The 19,749-nt window shown below is 63.0% G+C and carries 16 protein-coding genes; 3 read left to right on the top strand and 13 right to left on the bottom strand.

Annotated features, from left to right (window positions below; translation table 11 throughout):
• Positions 1-41: 41 nt before the first annotated feature.
• From EOA22_RS00665 to EOA22_RS00625, 9 genes are all read right to left on the bottom strand, one after another.
• Positions 42-1,823: a trehalose-6-phosphate synthase gene (locus EOA22_RS00665; RefSeq protein ID WP_013530900.1), complete on the bottom strand. Its 1,782-nt coding sequence runs from the start codon at positions 1,821-1,823 to the stop codon at positions 42-44.
• A gap of 142 nt (positions 1,824-1,965) precedes the next feature.
• Positions 1,966-4,128 (bottom strand): amylo-alpha-1,6-glucosidase, encoded by a 2,163-nt coding sequence (locus EOA22_RS00660; RefSeq protein ID WP_027160673.1) that lies wholly within the window; start codon positions 4,126-4,128, stop codon positions 1,966-1,968.
• Positions 4,129-4,178: 50 nt separating this feature from the next.
• A complete protein-coding gene (locus EOA22_RS00655; RefSeq protein ID WP_013530898.1) occupies positions 4,179-5,240 on the bottom strand; it encodes a glycosyltransferase family 4 protein in 1,062 nt (353 codons plus the stop codon).
• 114 nt (positions 5,241-5,354) lie between these two features.
• Positions 5,355-5,732: a DoxX family protein gene (locus EOA22_RS00650; RefSeq protein ID WP_013530897.1), complete on the bottom strand. Its 378-nt coding sequence runs from the start codon at positions 5,730-5,732 to the stop codon at positions 5,355-5,357.
• 72 nt (positions 5,733-5,804) lie between these two features.
• Positions 5,805-6,263 carry a carboxymuconolactone decarboxylase family protein gene (locus EOA22_RS00645; protein WP_024501510.1) on the bottom strand — a complete coding sequence of 153 codons (459 nt, stop codon included), beginning with the start codon at positions 6,261-6,263 and terminating at the stop codon, positions 5,805-5,807.
• A 43-nt stretch (positions 6,264-6,306) separates the two neighbouring features.
• Complete coding sequence (locus tag EOA22_RS00640; RefSeq protein ID WP_013530895.1) at positions 6,307-6,810, bottom strand: Rrf2 family transcriptional regulator; 504 nt, start codon at positions 6,808-6,810, stop codon at positions 6,307-6,309.
• Between the two features lie 108 nt (positions 6,811-6,918).
• Entirely contained in the window at positions 6,919-8,232 is a 1,314-nt protein-coding gene (gene preA, locus EOA22_RS00635; RefSeq protein ID WP_013530894.1) for an NAD-dependent dihydropyrimidine dehydrogenase subunit PreA, read from the bottom strand.
• Positions 8,233-8,234: 2 nt separating this feature from the next.
• Complete coding sequence (locus EOA22_RS00630) at positions 8,235-9,599, bottom strand: NAD(P)-dependent oxidoreductase (RefSeq protein WP_063168508.1); 1,365 nt, start codon at positions 9,597-9,599, stop codon at positions 8,235-8,237.
• A gap of 120 nt (positions 9,600-9,719) precedes the next feature.
• Positions 9,720-10,457 (bottom strand): gamma-glutamylcyclotransferase, encoded by a 738-nt coding sequence (locus EOA22_RS00625; protein WP_024501513.1) that lies wholly within the window; start codon positions 10,455-10,457, stop codon positions 9,720-9,722.
• A gap of 166 nt (positions 10,458-10,623) precedes the next feature.
• Between EOA22_RS00625 and EOA22_RS00620 the strand changes: the two genes are divergently transcribed.
• Entirely contained in the window at positions 10,624-11,400 is a 777-nt protein-coding gene (locus tag EOA22_RS00620; protein WP_013530891.1) for a VOC family protein, read from the top strand.
• 80 nt (positions 11,401-11,480) lie between these two features.
• Here EOA22_RS00620 and EOA22_RS00615 read toward each other — a convergent pair whose 3' ends face one another.
• On the bottom strand, positions 11,481-11,969 hold the full coding sequence (locus EOA22_RS00615; RefSeq protein ID WP_084652544.1) for a hypothetical protein: 489 nt from the start codon (positions 11,967-11,969) through the stop codon (positions 11,481-11,483).
• 197 nt (positions 11,970-12,166) lie between these two features.
• On the opposite strand from EOA22_RS00615, the gene EOA22_RS00610 reads away from it, so the two are divergent.
• Positions 12,167-12,559 (top strand): DoxX family protein, encoded by a 393-nt coding sequence (locus tag EOA22_RS00610; protein ID WP_013530889.1) that lies wholly within the window; start codon positions 12,167-12,169, stop codon positions 12,557-12,559.
• A 113-nt stretch (positions 12,560-12,672) separates the two neighbouring features.
• Here the strand turns inward: EOA22_RS00610 and EOA22_RS00605 are convergent, their stop codons facing one another.
• A complete protein-coding gene (locus EOA22_RS00605; protein ID WP_063168509.1) occupies positions 12,673-15,099 on the bottom strand; it encodes an FAD-dependent oxidoreductase in 2,427 nt (808 codons plus the stop codon).
• A 58-nt stretch (positions 15,100-15,157) separates the two neighbouring features.
• The gene (locus EOA22_RS00600; protein ID WP_024501515.1) at positions 15,158-16,696 is read right to left on the bottom strand and encodes a trimethylamine methyltransferase family protein; all 1,539 of its coding nucleotides are present in this window, start codon (positions 16,694-16,696) and stop codon (positions 15,158-15,160) included.
• Between the two features lie 217 nt (positions 16,697-16,913).
• On the opposite strand from EOA22_RS00600, the gene EOA22_RS00595 reads away from it, so the two are divergent.
• Positions 16,914-17,504 carry a transglycosylase SLT domain-containing protein gene (locus EOA22_RS00595; RefSeq protein WP_013530886.1) on the top strand — a complete coding sequence of 197 codons (591 nt, stop codon included), beginning with the start codon at positions 16,914-16,916 and terminating at the stop codon, positions 17,502-17,504.
• 34 nt (positions 17,505-17,538) lie between these two features.
• Here EOA22_RS00595 and EOA22_RS00590 read toward each other — a convergent pair.
• A partial coding sequence (locus EOA22_RS00590; protein WP_245478575.1) for an ABC transporter ATP-binding protein occupies positions 17,539-19,749 on the bottom strand: 2,211 nt, incomplete at its 5' end.

Raw genomic sequence — 19,749 nt, 5'->3', positions numbered from 1 at the left:
CTTGTGCAGGGTCTCGCCAACAATATTTTGCAGCGCATCGCTCATGACATCGCCACCCGTCTGCGCTCAAAAATGGAGACGACATTGTCGACGCTGGGCGGCGGGTCGCTGACGGCACCGGTCACCCGATCGAGGTCCCCGCGCTTGCGCAAACGTGCCGCATCCAGAAGCATGCTGCCGGCCCAGCGATAGACATTGTTGTTGCGGATTGTCTCGCGCATGGGGCGCATGCGCTCGCGCTGTTCTTCGGGCGACATGGTCAGTGCCTGCAACAGCGCTCCGCTCATCATGGCGGCATCGTAAGGGTTGACGATAAGCGCCTCCAGCAATTCACGCGAGGCGCCGGCGAATGTGCTGAGCATCAAAACGCCCTGCTCGTCGTCGCGCGCGGCGACGAATTCCTTTGCGACGAGGTTCATGCCGTCATGCAGGCTGGTGACCATGCATATGTCGGCGGCCCGATAGATCTCGTAGACCTGTTCTTGCGAGTGATGTTCGGCCACCATGATCACCGGCCTGTAGCCCTCGCTGCCATAACGCCGGTTGAGCTCTTCGGCATAACGGTGGCACTCGTCATGGAGCAGCTTGTAGGCAGGCAGCGTGCCGCGGCTGGGTGCCGCGATCTGCAGGAAGACCAGTTTTCCGATCCACTCAGGCTGTCGCTTGAACAATTCGTTCAAAGCGTGAAACCGATCGAGAATGCCCTTGGTATAATCGAGGCGCTCGACCCCGACGGCCAGCTTCACATCCGCTTTAAGGCCGAACCTCTCGCGCATGCGAGCGCGGCAATCGTCGACAGCGGGAAGTTTCGCCAGCAGGTCCGCCGGCCATTCTATCGAGATCGGATAGGCGTGCACCAATGTGGTCCGTCCGCCGTAGGAGATGGCCGCATCGGCCCGCTCGATGCGGCTTTCCAGGAAGCGATCGACGCTTTCGGTGAAATTGTTGGCATGGAACTGAGTGTGGAAGCCGATGATCGAGCTGCCGAGCAGGCCTTCGAGGATGCGTTCACGCCATGGGCAGATGCTGTACACTTCCGAATTTGGCCACGGGATGTGCCAGAAAGTGATGACGATCGCCTCCGGCAAGCGCTCGCGGATCATGCGCGGCAGCAGCGCGAAATGGTAATCCTGGACCAGCACGATCGGCCGCTCGTTGCGCGCCTCGGCAACCACCGTATCGGCAAACTTCCGGTTGACGGCTTCATAGGCAGCCCAGTCGGAGGCACGAAAAATCGGCCGGGTGAAGGCGATATGGCAAAGCGGCCAAAGGCCCTCATTGGCGAAACCGAGATAATAGCCCTGATGCTCTTCCTCCGTCAGCCAGACCCGGCGCAGCGTGTAGGACGGGTTGCCAGGCGGCACCTGCACGCGATCGTGGTCGTCGACGGTAAGGCGGTCCGCCGTTCCGCCGCCATAGGCGATCCAGGTGCCCGCACAGGCGCGGGTAATGGGCTCGAGCGCCGACACCAGCCCGCTGGCCGGGACGAGCAACTCGACGCCGTCGTCCTTCACATTGTGGATGTACGGCTCGCGATTGGACACCACGATAACCTGCGCATCGGGCAGATCGTCGGCCAGGATCTTGCGCAATGTTTCTGGCGACCAGGTCACCAGCGCGGCATCGGCCGATTGGCCGTTCTTTTCGAACTCCCGTATCACCTTGCGCGCGGCCTCCGCCGCCACATCTTCGCCTGCCGTATGTGGGACGGCAGGAGGATGACGGCGACGGTGCCGCGATATGGAGAGGAATACGGCAAGAGCGGAAAAACCGAGGCTCGCGAAAATCAGAACCCAGAGCAGGTCCGCACCGTAGTTTGTCATTGAACGTCAACTCACCCCGGCCGTCGGCGACCGTTTGTTCGTGTTTCCCGTTTGAAACGGTCCGCCGGCCACGTGGTCGGCGTTCGGACCAGTGTTTTTGCAACGCACAAGGCCTGGATCGGTTCCGCCAATTTTGTTCGGATCATGTTCTTACTATGAGCGGCACCAGCCCTTCATGGCGGTCGGCCAGGAAAGCGACGACCCGGTCGCCGACGCGCTGGAAGGTGAGATCGACGACCCGGTCGCCGACGCCCAGGTGCCGCAGTGTCAGCGTGTCGATGCCGATCGGCAGCCTGGGGCGGCCGACGCGAATCTCACCCTCCCAGCCGTCGATCTCCAGGCCAAGACAGGCCTGCATCAACATGAAAGCGGAGCCCGCCGACCACGCTTGCGGCAGGCAGGCGACGGGATAGGCGATGGGTGCTTCGCCCGGCGCACGTGTAAAACCGCAGAACAGTTCGGGCAGCCGCATGTTGAAATGGACCGCGGATTCGAACGTGCCGCTCATCAGGCGAACCACGCTTTCGCGCTCGCCATAGCGCGCCAGCCCGGCACCGCAAAGGGCGGTATCGTGCGGCCAGATCGAGCCATTGTGGTACGACATCGGATTGAAGAACACGGCATCGTCGGCGAGCGTCCGCAGTCCCCAGCCCGAATGGAAGGAGGCGGAAAGCAGCTGGTCAGCCACCATCTGGGCCCGCGCCGGCTCAGGCAATCCGACAAAGAGCAGATGCCCCGCATTCGAGGTCCGCACCTTGCAGGGCTCGCCGGCACCGTCGATTGCCAGCGCATAGAAGCCGAGATCGTCAAGCCAGAAATCCCGTTCCACGGCAACCCGCATCGCTTCGGCGCGATCATCCCAGTGGTCGGCCCTGTCGTTCTCGCCCCGGCGACGGGCAAGTGCCGCCAGCCCCCGGAAGGCGGCAAAGACGTAGCCCTGCACTTCGACAAGGGCGATCGGGCCCTTGGGAATGCGGCCATCGGCATGGAAGACCGAATCGAAACTGTCCTTCCATCCCTGGTTGGCGAGGCCGGACTCGGCCGCTCGCTGGTAAGTCACGAATCCGGTTTCCCGGCCCGCCTCCTCCGTCCATTCGGCCGCGGCGCACAGCGACGGCCACAGGCCGTCGATGAACGCCATGTCACCGGTACGATCGGCGTAGGCACAGGCAAGGTAGATGTAGAGCGGTGTCGTATCGACGCCACCGTAGTAGCGGCCAAAGGGAAGCTCCCGCAGCGCCACCATTTCGCCCTTGCGGGTCTCGTGCATGATCTTGCCCGGCTGCGAATCGCTGAACGGCGATGTCTCGGTCGCCTGATGCTGGGCCAGAAAGGCCAGCACGCCCCGCGCCAGGCCCGGATTGAGCCACAGCATCTGCAGCGCCGAGATGACGCCGTCGCGGCCGAACGCCGTCGAGAACCAGGGGATGCCGGCATAGGGATAGGGGCCGGTCGCCAGCTCGGTGGTCAGCAGCGCGACATCGGCGCGAGCGCGCTCGACCCAGTCGTTGAAGACACGGCCCGAGCTGCGCACCGTCGCGCCATGGCGACGTTTGGCCCGCATGCCAAAGCGGGCGCGGGCGGCAGCGGCGCGGAACCGGTCGCGGTCGGGCTTGTCGGCCACCTCGGGACCGACCTCGACATAAAGCACCTTCCTGCTGCGCTTGGTCACGGCGATCAGGAAATCGGCACGGTTGGCACTCAGTTGGTCCGGCGCCTGCGAGAACGATATCGCCGAGAGGCGGGCCAGGCCATCGAGCCCATCATAGCGCAGCAGGACCGACGTCGCGTTTGTTTCGGCGGCATGGGCCAGCCCGCGCTTCGGCCGTGTCGAGCCACGCACTTCGAACATGTCGCGGAAATCGGCGGAATAGTGCAGGGAAACGCTGATCGTCGAGTGTTCCCGGCTGTAATTGGAAAGGGTGATGCGTTCAAACAGCCTGTCCTGCCAAAGCAGTCTGACGCGTTCGATGTGAATGGCTCCCTGCGGGATGTCGCGTCCACCGGCGCTCTGTATCGGCAGATTGGTCAAATTGGTGGTGAACAGCACATTGTCCTGGCTGAGCGAGGCGCCGAGCAGAGATGTCTGCCTGCCGCCGACGGTCAGCCGGAACTCGGAAAGAACCCGCGTGTCGTCGCGAAAGAAACCGTCGCCGGCGCCACGTATGTCGCCATAGGCGTCGGCAACGGCGAAGCAATCGCCCTGCTTGAGCGCAAACAACCGATGCGGCTCGCGAGGGGCGGTGGCGTCGAGCGATGCAAGCGCAACCGCAGGATCGAGCTGGCGCTCATCGAGTTGGGCCATTCGTCAAAGATCCCTGTTGTTTCGTTGCCGTGGCTCGAGCACGTCGCTGCTCAAGACGCCTTCGCCGTGCTCGGGACGCCGATCAGGCCCGCATAGGCGGCCAGATAGTCGCCGGCCATTCTTCGGGCGGAGAACCGCTTTTCGAAAACGGCCCTCACCTTTCGCCTGTCGAGTTGCAGCAAGTCCGGCACCGCAGCGACCGCGCTATCCATTGTGTCAGCGATAAAACCGGTGACGCCTTGATCGATGATCTCCGGCAGCGCACCGCAACTCCAGCCGATGACCGGTGTGCCGCAGGCCATTGCCTCGATAGCGGCAAGGCCGAACGGCTCCGGCCAGTCGATCGGGAACAGCAGGCCTGCCGCCTTGCCGAGAAATTCCGCCTTCTGGTTTTCCTCGATCTCACCGACATAGACAACGCGATCGCCATCGATCAAAGGCTCGACCACCTCACGGAAATAGGCGCGATCGTCGTCGCCGATCTTTGCCGCGAGCTTGAGCTTGAGCCCCGAACGCAAGGCGATCTCGATGGCGCGATCCGGGCGCTTGTCGCGTGAGAACCGGCCGAGGAAGGCAAGGTAGGGTTCTTCGGCGGCCGTCTCGAACGTCGGCTCGTAGAGAGCAGTCGGCAATCCGTGATGGATCGTCGCCAACCAGTTGGCGTTGGCAAGGCCCGCCTTCTGGCTGTGCGAAATGGAAATCAGGGGAAAGCGCGGGAACCGTTCATAGGCCGGCGCCAGGTCGACATAATCCAGCCTGCCATGCGGCGTCGTCACCGTCCGCTCCGCAATATCCTCAAAGAAGGAAAAATGCAGGAAGTGGCTGAGGTGGAAGTGGATGACGTCGAACTCCGACGCCCGTTCCCTCACCTGCGCAAGCATCGAAAGATGCGCCGCGATCTCGGATTTGAGCGGACGCGGATCGAGGCGCAACGCGCGTTCCCGGCTGGGTACCAGCTTCGCGGAGGTCTGGCTGTCGCCACTGGCAAACAGCGTCACCTCATGACCCAGATCGACCAGCGCTTCGGTCAGATACGAGACGATGCGCTCGGTGCCGCCATAGAGCCTTGGCGGCACCGATTCATAAAGCGGCGCGACATGGGCGATTTTCATATTTCATCCTGGATGCTGGGCATGCAGGTGTGAAATGCGTCAACGGCTCGATTGGTTCCGATTTTATGGTCGAGCCGTCGGCACCAGAGGCCGCAGTCGGCATGGAACTGTGCGTCAAACGGATTGCGCGATCAGGGTCAGAAAGCCACCGCTCAGGGCAACATTCCCGACGAAGCCATTGATGCGGGACGCACGGTCCGGACCCTGATGGTCCCAGAAATTGTGGAACATCGGCGTGGCGACGATGAGGAACAGCAGCAGCACCGTGGCCGCGAGTGCCGTCCACAATCCTGCGATGACCAGCACACCGGCGGCGACCTGAAGCACGATACCAGTCCACAGTGCCAACCGCGCCTGCGGCACACCGCGCGCGGCCATCAGCTGGGTCAGGAAGGCCGCGTTCTGGATGTTGCGCAGGCCGGCGAAAACGAAGGCGCCGCCGAGCAGCAGGCGAGCGAGAAACAACAAGGTCGAAGGCAAATCCGCAGGCATCAAACTCTCCCCTTTAAAGGTTTAAGGCAGTGGGAGCGCGCTCTCCACGGCGCTCCCAACATGATTGGACAATCAGGCAGCCTTGGCCGCCGGCATCGGATGTATGGCTTGGAACGGGATGCACAGCCGGTTCCAGGTGTTGATCATGCCGAGCGCAACGGACAGCTTGACCAGCTCCTCTTCTGAGAAATGCTCCAGCGTACGTGCATAAAGTTCGTCCGGCACGCCGTTGTTGGCGATCAGGGTGACGGCTTCGGTCCAGGCCAAAGCCGCGCGTTCACGCTCCGAGAACAGCGGCGATTCCTTCCAGGCTGAAACCAGATAGAGCCGCTGCTCGGTCTCGCCGTCGCGCCTGGCCTCGCGGCTGTGCATCTCGACGCAGAACGAGCAGCCATTGATCTGCGAAGCCCTGAGCTTGATCAGGTGCAGCAGGCTCACCTCGAGCCCGCATTCGTCCACCGCCTTGTTGAGCGCCGACACCGCCTTCATGATCTCCGGCGCCTTGGCGAAAAATTGCAGCCTCTGTTTCATCGTCTCGTCCTTTCACGTCTGCTTGGGTTTTGAGGTTTTGGAGTTAACTGGATTTCTGCGGCCGCTGGTGGCGCTCGACAAAGGCGCAGCTCGCAGCAAGCGACCTGGGATCGCCTTCTGCCGCGTAGGTGGCCACGATATCGGACAGCTTGGTCTCGGCGAGCGCGGCGCGATAGGCGCGTTCGGCCTTCAGCATCGCGGCGTTGATGCCGCAGGGTTTCACATAGGCCGACGCATCGAGCTTCACCGGACCGCGCTGGCGGATCTCGCCGCAGCGGAAGGCCGGCTCGCGGCCCTCGACGGCCAGCACGATGTCGAGCAGCGTGATGCGCTCGGCTGGCCGCGCCAGCCGATAGCCACCGGCAGGCCCGGGCACCGATTCCAGGACGCGCGCCGCGCTCAGCATGTTGAGATGCTTGAGCAGATAGCTCGGCGAAAGGCCAAAGGCCTCGGCGAGAGCGGCGCCCGGCATGGTGCTATTGCCTTCCACACTGGCCAGCGTGGCGGCGCAATGGATGGCTGCTTCAACACCCTCGCCCAGCTTCATCGAACAGGTTCCTTATTCATGGATACATACTATCGTGGATAATTCATATCTGCAATAGGAAAATGAAAAACGGCGCTCGAAAGCGCCGTTTTTCTCTTGGGGGAGTTCCTACTCCGCAGCCACCTTGGCCATCGGGTTGTTCGGGTGCGTGGTCCAGTTGGCGTAGACCGGCGATACCGGCCTGCCGGTGCGCTGGTCCATCACACCGGCTGCCAGCGGCTCCATGGTAATGCAGTTCTCGACCGGGCAGACATTGACGCAGAGATTGCAGCCGACACACTCGGCCTCGATGACCTCGAAGTGCCTGACGCCGTCGACCATGCTGGTGATCGCCTGGTGCGAAGTGTCCTCGCAGGCGATGTGGCAGCGGCCGCACTTGATGCAGGCATCCTGGTCGATATGCGCCTTGGCGACGTAGTTCAGGTTGAGATACTGCCAATCGGTGACATTGGGCGTGGCGCGGCCGACGATGTCGTCGAGCGAGGCGTGCCCCTTCTCGTCCATCCAGTTTTCCAGGCCCGCGATCATCTCCTGCACGATCTTGAAGCCGTAGGTCATCGCCGCCGTGCAGACCTGCACATTGCCGGCGCCAAGCGCCATGAATTCGGCCGCGTCACGCCAGGTGGTGATGCCGCCGATGCCGGAGATCGGCAGGCCCTGCGTTTCCGGATCGCGCGCGATCTCGGCCACCATGTTCATGGCGATCGGCTTTACCGCCGGCCCGCAATAGCCGCCATGCGAGCCCTTGCCGTCGATGGTCGGCTGCGGCGCGAAGCTGTCGAGATCGACACCAGTGATCGAATTGATGGTGTTGATCAGCGACACCGCGTCGGTGCCGCCGGCATGTGCTGCGCGCGCGGGCTTGCGCACATCGGTGATGTTGGGCGTCAGCTTGGTGATGACGGGCATACGGGTGTTCTGCTTGCACCAGCGCACCACCATTTCGATATATTCCGGCACCTGGCCGACGGCGGCGCCCATGCCGCGTTCCGACATGCCGTGCGGACAGCCGAAATTGAGCTCGATGCCGTCGGCCTCCGTCTCCTCGACCACAGGCAGGATCGCCTTCCAGGCCTCCTCGACGCAAGGCACCATGAGCGAGACGACGATGGCGCGGTCGGGCCAGTCCTTCTTGACCTGCTTGATCTCGCGCAAATTGACCTGCAGGTCGCGGTCGGTGATCAGTTCGATGTTGTTGAGGCCGAGCAGGCGGCGGTCGGCGCCCCAGATCGCGCCGTAGCGCGGACCGTTGACGTTGACCACCGGTGGGCCCTCCTCGCCCAGCGTCTTCCACACCACGCCGCCCCAGCCGGCCTTGAAGGCGCGGATGACGTTGTAGGCCTTGTCGGTCGGTGGCGCCGAGGCCAGCCAGAACGGATTGGGCGACTTGATGCCGACGAAATTGTTTCTGATATCCGCCATGCTCATGCCCTCCCGTTCGAGGTCAGTGCCCGATTGATGCTCTCCGCAGCGTCGCGTCCCTGCGCGACCGCCGAGACGGTCAGGTCGTCGCCACCGAAGATGCAGTCGCCACCGGCCCAGACCTTGGCAAGCGACGTGCGCCCTTCCGAATCCACCTTGATGCGGCCGGCTTCGAGGCCGATCGATGCACCGCTGCCGTTGAGGGCGGCCGGGACAAAGCTCTGTCCAATCGCCTTGAACACCTGATCGGCAACGAGCGTCAGCGTCTCGCCGGTGCCGGCAAGCCTGTCGCCGTTGAGGGCGGTGTATTCGAGTTCGACGGCAGTGACCTTGCCGCTCTCGGCGATCACCCGCTTCGGCTGCAGCCAGTGACGGATGCTGACGCCATTGGCAGCGGCCAGATCCTGCTCGAACTCAGACGCATTCATGTGCTCCTGGCCGCGCCGGTAGCAGATCGTCACCTCCTCGGCGCCGAGCAGCTTCGACTGTACCGCGGCGTCGATGGCCGTCATGCCGCCACCGATGACGACGACGCGGCGACCAACCGGCAGGCCGGAAAGGTCGCTGGCCTGGCGCAGCTCGGCAATGAACTCGACCGCGTTGATGACGCCGTCAGCGTCCTCGCCATCGGCACGCAGCGCATTGACACCGCCAAGGCCCATGCCGAGAAACACCGCGTCGTAATTGCGGATCAGATCCGACAGCTGATAGTCGCGGCCGAGCGCCTTGCCGTTCTGGATGTCGATACCGCCGATCGCGGTCACGTAGTCGACTTCGGCCTGGGCGAAATCGTCGACGCTCTTGTAGGCGGCGATGCCGTATTCGTTGAGGCCGCCGGCCTTCGCGCGCGCCTCCAGGATGGTCACGTCATGGCCGTGGCGGGCGAGCCGGTGCGCGGCGGCAAGGCCGGCCGGCCCGGCGCCGACCACGGCGACCGTCTTGCCGGTCGGCTCGGCGCGCGGATAAAACTGCTTGTTCTCGCCCATGGCGACGTCGGTGGCGTAGCGCTGCAGGCGGCCGATCTGCACCGGCTTGCCTTCCGCCACCTCGCGCACGCAGACTTCCTCGCACAGCGTCTCGGTCGGGCAGACGCGGGCGCACATGCCGCCCAATATGTTCTGGTCGAAGATGGTCTTGGCCGAACCGATCGGATTACCGGTCGAGATCTGGCGGATGAACAGCGGAATGTCGATCGAAGTCGGGCATGCATTCATGCACGGTGCATCGTAGCAGAAATAGCAGCGGTCGGATTCGACCAGCGCCTCGTGGTGGTCGAGCGGCGGGTGCAGGTCGGAAAAATTATCCGCATACTGGTCGGCCGAGAGCCTGCCGCCCGCAATGCCTTCCCTGAATTGGCCTTCTGGCATCGTCAGTTCCCCATGTTTTCTTTTGGAGAAGGCTAGCACGTTTTATTTTTTTATCAATTGGTCAATTTTCGACGCAAGTCACTGAAAAGGCTCGGCAATAACATGATTTTTTTACTCATATTATTGCGACTGCGGTCGGGCTTGCAGTGCGAGCGAAAGGCCAGGCTCAAGCTTGCGGCCATGGATGGCCCTGACCTCCTGCGCCACCAATTCCTGCAATCGCCACAGATTGCGGTCGCGGATGCCGAATGCTTCGAGATGGCTGACCGTGTTGTAGAGATATTCGGCGCCGGATCCGATATGCCCGCAGGCTCTGGCCAGCACGCTCGCCACTCTGTCCAGCGGCTGGTTCAGCGACGTTCCCCTGCCCTTCACGCCGACCCAGAAGCCGAGCGCGCGCAGCTTACCCTGCGGCGTATGCACCGGCAGCCAGCGAACCGTCTCGATGCTTTCATGGTCGCTGATCTCGCGCCGCAACAGCCTTTCGATCTGCGCCGGCTTCTCACCCTCCGGCAAGCGATAGATCACGCCGTTGCAGCGCCCGCCCCGCTCGAGCGCCATCATCAACCCAGGCTGCTCGGCGCTGCCGCGCCAGCGCACCATGTCGAGGCAGAAGGAGCGGTGCCAGCCGAAGGCTGTGGCGAGCTGTTGCTCGACCGACTCGAATTCCGGCTTCCAGATCAGCGACCCATAGGCGAACACCCATAACGGTCCCTCATCGGCTTCATTGGACAGTCGCAAGGCGAGGGTTCGAAAGTCCTCGTCGTTCATGTCTGTCCAGCTCGGGTCCGGACCGGGATCGGCCTCTTCCCGATGGCACAGTGCGACAAGCTCGGGCGTGAGCGACATCAAGCGCATGGACGACAACCCCTCATGACCGCAGAGAAATCGAAAACCGCTGGATGCGCAATCAGGGAACGCTTGGCACACACACCCATTGTTGTCCGGGCGGTGTCGGATTTCCGTCGTGAGGATCGTCCTATGGTGGACGACGATCGATCCATGAAAGGTGAGGAGACCGAAAATGCCAAAAACCCCGATGCCCTTCTTCTGGTACGAATTGATGACATCAGATCTCGACGCCGCCGAGGCGTTCTACACCCAAGTGGTCGGCTGGACGGCGCAGCCCTTCGATAAGGCACCCGGCATGCCGCGCTACATCGTCATGAATGTCGGCGAACGTGGCGTCGGCGGCCTGATGACCTTGCCCGAGGATGCCGCCAAGATGGGCATGCCGCCTGCCTGGCTCGGCTATATCCACACCAGGGATGTCGATGCCGCAACTGCATCGCTGGAGAAAGCCGGCGGCACCGTTCACCGCCAGCCCGACGACATTCCGGGCGTCGGCCGCTTTGCCGTCGTCGCCGATCCGCAAGGCGCGACCTTCATGTTCCTGCAGCCGAACGGTCCCGACCAGCCTGTCGTGCCGGCCAGCACGCCGGGCCACATCGGCTGGCACGAGCTTTACACGTCGGACTGGAAAGCCGCGTTCGATTTCTATTCCGACCAGTTCGGCTGGGTCGACGCCGGCGATTTCGACATGGGCCCGATGGGCACGTACCAGACTTTTACGGCCGGCCCCGAATCCGGCGGCGGCATCATGAACAAGCCCGCGCAGATCCCGGTCCCGGTCTGGCAATTCTACTTCAACGTTGCGGCCATCGACGCGGCGGCCAAACGGGTCACCGACAATGGCGGCAAGATCCTGATGGGGCCGATGGAGGTCCCCGGCGGCAGTTGGATCGTGCAGTGCCAGGACCCGCAAGGCGCGCACTTCGCCTTGATGGCGCCAGTCCGCTGACGGCGATCGAACACCGCTGACACAAAGTGCGGGCTTTCATCGGACCACCGATGAAGGCCTCTCCCCTGCCTGGCGCCGCCTCATTCCGGCGCCAGCACCGCAACCTTCAACTCAGCTTTTTTCGCGCCGCTGAACTGAACGGTGGCCGGGCCGGGCGCAAGCTTGAAGCGCACGCTCTTGCGGATGCCAGGGCATGTTTTCACGCCACTGTAGCCCGCCGACTTGATGGCCTGGCCATCCTGGATGACATCGATCCAGGCCTCCCCCGAGAGACTTATCTGGATGGCTCCCTCGGATGGCACCTCCACGCTGGCGACGGCCCCGAAACTGTCTGATGCCGGCGCACGTTCGGGCGCTACCGCAAAACCGGCTTTCTCTACCGGCACCAGCGCCAGGTCCGCAGCCGCACCAACCGCCAGTGCCGCTCCGGACGGCGTTGCCGGTGCCGCGGCAAACAGGGTCTGCTCCCGCGTCACGGGCCACTTGAAGGCCTCACAGCCGGCGTCCTCGGCCATGGCAAAGCTGGTGCCTGCAAGAATTGCGAAGAGGCTGATGGCGACTTTTTTCATGGCAAAGGGAACCCACATTTCTAGAGTGGCCGCACTAATACAACCGCAACGATAGAAATACAACCCTTGCGGGAAAAATGTGAAGGGTCAAGCTGGGGACATTTTCAATCACCGATTGTTGACGCCAGGCCATGGGAAGTGAATGGTCCATTCCTGGGCGATAATCTATGGCCGGACGGATTGAAAATGGAGTCATTATGAAGCTTTTCGAAAGCCTCTCCAGATACCAGCCGCAGGCGCTCGGCGTGTTGCGCATCATGACCGCGCTGCAGTTCATCGAGCATGGCAGCCAGAAACTGTTCAACTTCCCCGTCAGCGTCGATCCCCACGCCCTTTCCGGGCTGACCACGACTGCCGCCATCCTCGAATTCGCCGGCGGCATCCTGCTCGCGCTGGGCCTGTTCACGCGACCGGTGGCATTCCTTCTGGCCGGCGAAATGGCGATCGCCTATTTCATGGCGCACATGCCGCGCGACTTCTTCCCGGTCAACAATGGCGGCGATTCGGCGATCTCGTTCTGCTTCATCTTCCTCTATCTGGTGTTTGCCGGCGCCGGCGCCTTCGCGCTGGACAGCCGCCGCAGCGCCTGACGCCAGAAAGAGGATGCGGGCCTGGTGCATGTCGCCCAAAAGTGCCCGGCGGTTTTGGGACAACGACATCCACAAAACAGGAATCTGAAGCGCATCGGCGAAGCCGAAGCGCTTCAAGCACGCATCCGTTCGAAATTGGCGTCGAACAGCGGCACCGCCTGAATGCGCGCCGCATGGCGCTTGCCCAGCAGCTCGATCTCGAAGCCGTCGCTCTCATCAGCGATCTCCTTCGGCACATAGCCGACGGCGACGGATTTCTTCGAATGATGCGCATAGCCACCCGACGTCACCCAGCCGCGCACCGCACCATCGAACCAGATCGGCTCATCGCCAATGACATCGGCATCGTCGGCATCGACGATAAAAGCGCGCAGGCGCAATTTGCCGCCCTGCCTGCGCTCGGCCAGCGCCGCGGCCTTGCCTATGAAATCGGCGTCCTTGCCGTAAGCAACGAAGCGGTCGAGCCCCGCTTCCAGCGGCCCGTAGATCGGCCGGTACTCGCGCCCCCATGAGCCGTAATTCTTGTCCAGCCGCAGCGCATTGAGCGCGCGCGAGCCGAACAGGCCGATGCCGAATTCCCCGCCCGCCGCCATCAGCGCTTGATAGGCGACGCGCTGGTATTCCGGCGCCACCCAGATCTCGTAGCCGAGATCGCCGGTATAGCTCACACGGCCGACCAGGCACGGCGCCATGCCGATATCCATCCGGCCAATGGCCATGAAGGAAAAGGCCGCGTTGGAGACATCCGAGCGCGTCGCCTTTGCCAGCACATCCCGCGCCTTCGGGCCGGCGATCGACAGACCGGTGAGCTTCGCGCCCAGCGACTCGATGCGGACCGATCCATCGTCAGGCAGGTGCTTCTCGAACCAGCGCATATGGTATTGCTCGGCGATGCCGGAGCCGGCGAGGAACCAGCCCTCACTTCCGAGATTGGCGAGGGTGAAATCGCCGATCAGTCTGCCGTCTTCCTTCAGCATCGGCGCCAGCGTCATGCGGCCGGGCTTGGGCAGTTTGCAGGCAAGCATCCGGTCGAGCCAGGCGGCCGCTCCCTCACCCGTCACCTTGTATTTGGCGAAGCTCGAAATCTCCGACAGGCCGACACCGTCGCGAACTGTGGCGACCTCCTTGGCGACCTGCGTGAAATCGCTCGAGCGGCGCCAGGAGAATTCGTCCTTGACGCCTTCCGGCGCGTACCACAGCGGCACTTCCAGCCCATAGGCAACGCCCCATTGCGCACCCTTGGCCGACAGCAGGTCGTAGACCGGCGTCGTCTTCAGCGGCCGCCCGGCGGGCAGCTCCTCATTGGGGAAGCGGATCGAAAAGCGCCTGGAATAATTCTCGCGCACCTTGGCGTTGGTATAGGCCATCGTCGCCCAGTCGCCGTAGCGCGCGACATCCATCGCCCAGATGTCGGCGCCGGGATCGCCCTCGATCATCCAGTTCGACAAAGCGAGGCCGACGCCGCCGCCTTGCGAAAACCCGGCCATGACACCGCAGGCGACCCAGAAGCCCGGCAGCCCGCGCACCGGCCCGACCAATGGGTTGCCGTCGGGCGCGAAGGTGAAAGGCCCGTTGATGATCTGCTTGATGCCCGTGTTCTGGAAGGCCGGGAAATGGCGGAAGCCGACCTCAAGCGACGGCGCGATGCGGTCGATGTCGGGCGCCAGCAATTCATGGCCGAAATTCCATGGCGTCTGGTATTCGGACCATGGCTTGTTGGCCTTTTCGTAAGTGCCCATCAGCATGCCGCCGCGCTCCTGGCGCAGGTAAAGCTCGCCGTCGAAGTCGACCGCGTGGATGATCTCGGTGCCGGTCTTGGCGTTCCAGGCGGCGACCTCCGGCATATCCTCGGTGATCAGGTACATGTGCTCCATGGCCAGCACCGGCAGTTCGAGGCCGACCATGCGGCCGACCTCGCGCGCCCACAGGCCGCCGGCGTTGACGACATGCTCGGCCACCACCTCGCCCTTGTTGGTGATGACCCGCCACAGTCCGTCAGGGCGCCGCACGATGTCCTCGACCTTGGTGAAACGCTCCACTTCCGCCCCAAGTTTCCGCGCGGCCTTGGCATAGGCGTGGGTGACGCCGGAGGGATCGAGATGGCCGTCCTCTTTGTTCCTGACCGCGCCGACGAACTGCTTGGGATCGAGCAGCGGCATCAGTTCGGCCGCTTCGTTGGGCGAGATCTCCTCGAGCTCGATGCCGAGATAGCGGCCCTTGGCGACGACGCCGCGCAGCCAGTCGAGCCGCGCCTCGGTCGCTGCCAGAAGCACGCCACCGGTCAGATGCACGCCGGTCGCCTGGCCGGAAAGCTCCTCGATCTCCTTGTAGAGATTGATCGTGTATTTCTGCAGCTTGGCGACGTTGGGGTCGCCATTGATGGTGTGCATGCCCCCGGCCGCGTGCCAGGTCGAGCCTGAGGTCAGCTCGTCGCGCTCGAGCAGGACAACATCGGTCCAGCCGTGGCGGGCGAGATGGAACAACACGGAGCATCCGACGACGCCACCGCCAATGACCACGACCTTTGCATGCGATTTCATGGATTTTTTCTCTGATATCAGTGAGTTGAATGGGTGAATGGATTCAAGCTGGGAACGATCACGGCTCGCCCTGCCCGATCGCTTCCTTGCGCCTGGCCATGTAAGCCTCTAGCGCCTCGCGCACGGCGATATCCATCACCGGCTCGACATAGTCCTCCAGCGCTTTCTTCCACAGCCGCGTTGCGCGTGCCGTGGCGTCGAGGCCGCCGGCTTCCTGCCAGGCTTCGTAATTCTGCCAGTTGGACAGCATCGGCTGGTAGAAGGCAGTGGCGTAGCGCTCCAGCGTGTGCGGCTCGCCGAAGAAATGCCCACCGGTTGGCACCGCACCCAAAGCCTCGACGGCGAGTTCCGCCTCATTGACTTCGATCGGGCGCAAGAACTCCATCATATGCTGGATCATCTCGACATCGATGATGAGTTTTTCGAACGACGCCGTCAGCCCGCCCTCCTGCCAGCCGGCGGCGTGGTAGACGAGGTTGCCGTGGCCGAGCACCGCCCCCCACAGTGCCATCAGCGTCTCATAGGCGCCCTGCGCGTCGGCGGCATTGGAAGCCGAGCCCGGCGTCGTGCGGTAGGGCAGCCCGTAGCGCCGCGCCAGTTGCCCTGACGCAATGTTGGCCTTGGTGTTCTCGGGCGTGCCGAAGGCCGGCGCGCCCGACTTCATGTCGACATTGGAGGTGAAGGCGCCATACATGACCGGCGCGCCCGGACGGACAAGCTGCGTCAGCACGACGCCGAACAGCGCCTCGGCATTCTGCTGCGCCAGCGCCCCGGCCAGCGTCACCGGGCTCATCGCCCCCATCAGCGTGAACGGCGTCACCGCCACCGACTGGCCGAACTCGGCCATGGTCATCAGGCCTTCGGCCATCATCTCGTCGAAGCGGCGCGGGGAGTTGACCGAGATGATGGTGGTGATACCGGGATCGTCGCGCATCTGGTCGAGCGTCAGCCCACGCGAAATCGCCATCATCTCGATGCCGTCCAATGCCCTGCCCCGGCCGATCGCCGAGACATGGAAACTCTTGTCGGTCAGCGTCAGATTGGTGAAATAAGTGTCGAGATGGCGAGAGTTTGCCGGCAGCTCCACCGGCGCGCAGACCTGGTTGCCCAGCATGTGGATGCAGTTGAAATGCTGCGCCAGCCGTGTGAGATCCGAATAGTCGCGCAAATTGCCGGCGCGGCGGCCGCGCTCCATGTCATGGACATTGGGCGGCCCGGCAACGAGGGTGAAATTGATGGTGTTGCCGCCCAGATGAACCGCGTTGGCCGGGTTGCGCGGCGTCAACACATAGCTGGGCTGCGTGGTCTTCAGCACGTCTTCGATCAGGCCGCGATCGATGCGGACATTCGCTGAGGCATGATCGACCCTGGCGCCGGCCTTCTCGAACAGCGACAGCGCGCGCGGACTCATCACCTCGATGCCGAAATTCTCCAATATGTGCATCGACGCCTGATGGATCTGCTCGATCTGATCGGGCGACAGCATGGCCATTGGCGGATAGGGATTGGTCACCCGCCTGAGCGGCAGTTGCGGAATGGCCGATGGCCCCCGATTGCTGGTGCGCTCGGCGCCGCGTTTGCGTCTTGGTTCGTTCATGCCTGGCATCAAAGCCCCGGCAAACCAGGCAAGCTGTCATAAATACGCCGTTTGCGGGCGTGATTTTAGCCACGGCGGCATTTCCGCAGTATCCATTTATAGAATACGACGAAATATGTCGGATTGTTGATATGGGATTTCCTCGAGCGACCGCTCGGGCGAAGCGTTAATGGACGCTGCAAGATTCCCTTTATGATTTCGGCCTATTGCTCTGCCGATGCGTAGTTCGAGTTTTAGTAAAATTGGTGCGGTTTGCGTGCTGCTGGCGCTTTCGGCCTGCGCCACGCCGCCCAATCACATCAACAATGTCTGCGCCGTCTTCGACCAGAATGACGGCTGGTTCGACAACTGGCAGTCTGCCGCCGAGCGCACCCAACAGAAATATGGCATTCCCGTTCCCGTACTGATGGCGACGGTGCGCAAGGAATCGGGCTTCAAGAGCAATGCAAGGCCGCCGCGTACCAAGCTGCTCGGCTTCATTCCGTGGAAGCACGTCTCCACGGCCACCGGCTTCTCGCAGGCGCTGGACGGCACCTGGTCGCAATATCAGCGCGAGACCGGCAACTGGGCGGCGCGGCGGACGAAATTCGCCGATGCGGTCGATTTCGTCGGCTGGTATCATTCCAAGACATCTGACACCTACGGCGTCGCCCGCAACGACACCTACAATCTCTACCTTGCCTACTATCTCGGCTGGACCGCCTATGGCCGCGGCAACAGGGGCGATGCCGGTGTGCAGGGCTATGCCCGGGCCACCGACAAGATGGCGCGGGACTATGCCCAGCAGTTGAGCGAGTGCGGGAACTGAGCTTGCCGCATCGTTGATCTCGATCTTCGGACTGTCAGCTCGGCCTTTTGCCGCGCGGACGCTTTGGTGGCGTGCCAGCAAAACCGGGGCCATCGCCATGCGGCGCGTCGTCCGGCATACCTTCGTGCGCGGCGTGTTCCTTGTCGAACTTGATCACGGGCTCCATCTTGGCCAGCACGTCGTCGGAGAGCCAGCACAGGCTCATATGACCGTCGCCGAGATGCTTGACCGGCGGCACCTTGGTCTCGCAGAGATTGTCCGGCACCAGCTTCTTGTAGCCGCAACGGGTCTGGAACGGACACCCGGATGGCGGGTTCATCGCCGACGGGATGTCGCCTTCCAGCACGATGTGCTTCTTCACGACACTCGTGTCGGCGATCGGGATCGCCGACAGCAGCGCCTCGGTATAGGGATGATAGGGCGGTGCGAAGATCTGGTCGGTCGTGCCTTGCTCGACGATATAGCCGAGATACATGACGACGACGCGGTCGGCGATGTAGCGAACGACGGACAGATCGTGGCTGATAAACAGCATCGTCGTCTTGTTCTTGCGCTGGATGTCCATCAGCAGTTCGGTCACCGCCGCCTGCACCGACACGTCCAATGCCGAGACCGGCTCGTCGGCCACCACCACCTTGGCGTCACCGGCAAAGGCTCGCGCCACGCCGATGCGCTGCTTCTGGCCGCCCGAAAGCTGACGCGGCTTGCGGGTTTCGAATGCCCGCGGCAGCTTCACCAGGTCGAGCAGCTCCAGCATCCGCTTGCGGCGATCGGCAACCGTCTTGCCGACATTGAACTTCTCCAGCGTGCGGATGATCTGCGAACCGACCGAATGGCTGGGATTGAGCGTGTCGAACGGATTCTGGAACACCATCTGGATCGACGACACCGTGTCGACGCTCCGTTTGTCGATCCCCGTCGACTGGATTTCCGTGTTGCCCAGCGTCACCGTGCCGGCACTTGCCGTCTCCAGCCCGAGCAGCACCTTGGCCAGCGTCGACTTTCCGCAGCCGGATTCGCCGACGATGGCGACCGTCTCGGATTCGCGCGCCATGAACGAGATCGTCTCGTTGGCCTTGACGACGCGGCCCTCGCTCGAGCCGAACACCTCGCTGCCGCCGACCCTGTAATATTTTCTGAGGTCCTCGATCTTGAGCACCGGCGCGCCGGGCATGACGCGCTCATTGACCTTCTTGGCACCGGGTGGCAGCGCTTCCCAGTCGATCTCGTTGAAGCGCACGCAGCGCGAGAAATGGCCTTCATGACCAGCGACCTCGATCATCGGGATTTCGGCGGCGTTGCAGACACCCTCGACGAAATGGTGGCAGCGCGGGCCGAAATTGCAGCCCTTGGGCCGCTCGTGCGGCAGCGGCAGCTGTCCGGGGATGGAGATCAGCGGCCGTGAGTTCTTGTCGGCGCCCGGCAGCGGGATCGAGCGGAACAGCCCTTGCGTATAGGGGTGGCGCATCCGGTCGAACACGTCCTTGATCTTGCCGGTCTCCACCGCTTCGCCCGAATACATCACGGTGATGCGATCGCAGGTTTCCAGGATCAGGCCGAGATTGTGCGACACGAAGATCATCGACGTGCCGAACTTCTCGCCCAGCCCCTTGACCAGATCGACGATGCCCGCCTCCACCGTCACGTCGAGCGCCGTCGTCGGCTCGTCGAGCAAAAGCAGCGCCGGCTTCGACAGCAGCGCCATGGCAATGACGATGCGCTGCTGCTGGCCGCCGGAGAGCTGGTGCGGATAGGAGCGCATCATACGCTCGGGATCGGGCAATTTGACCGAGCGCACCATATCGAGGGCGCGTTTATAGGCCTCTTCCTTCGACACCTTGTCGTGGATCAGCGGCACTTCCATCAGCTGCTGGCCGACCTTCATCGCCGGGTTCAGGCTCGCCATCGGCTCCTGGTAGATCATGGCGATCTTGTTGCCGCGGATGGAACGCAACTCCTCGTCGGAGAGTTCGCCCATGTCCTTGCCCTGGAACTTGATCTTGCCGCCGACGATCTTCCCGATGTTGGAGAGGTCGCGCATGATGCCGAGCGACACGGTCGACTTGCCGCAGCCGGATTCGCCGACGATGCCCATCGCCTCGCCCGGCATGACGGTGCAGGAAAAATCCATGACCGCCGGTATCTCGCCCTTGCGGGTGAAGAAGGAGATCGACAGGTTCTCGATCTCGATGATCGGCCCTTTGGTTGGCCCGGGGGTCGGCTTGGCGGGATTTCGAACTGCCTC

Origin of the sequence: Mesorhizobium sp. M7A.F.Ca.US.014.04.1.1 (assembly GCF_003998745.1) — a bacterium.
Classification (GTDB): Bacteria; Pseudomonadota; Alphaproteobacteria; order Rhizobiales; family Rhizobiaceae; genus Mesorhizobium; species Mesorhizobium ciceri.
Note: the sequence above shows the minus strand (reverse complement) of the source record. Positions and strands in the feature narration are given on the sequence as shown.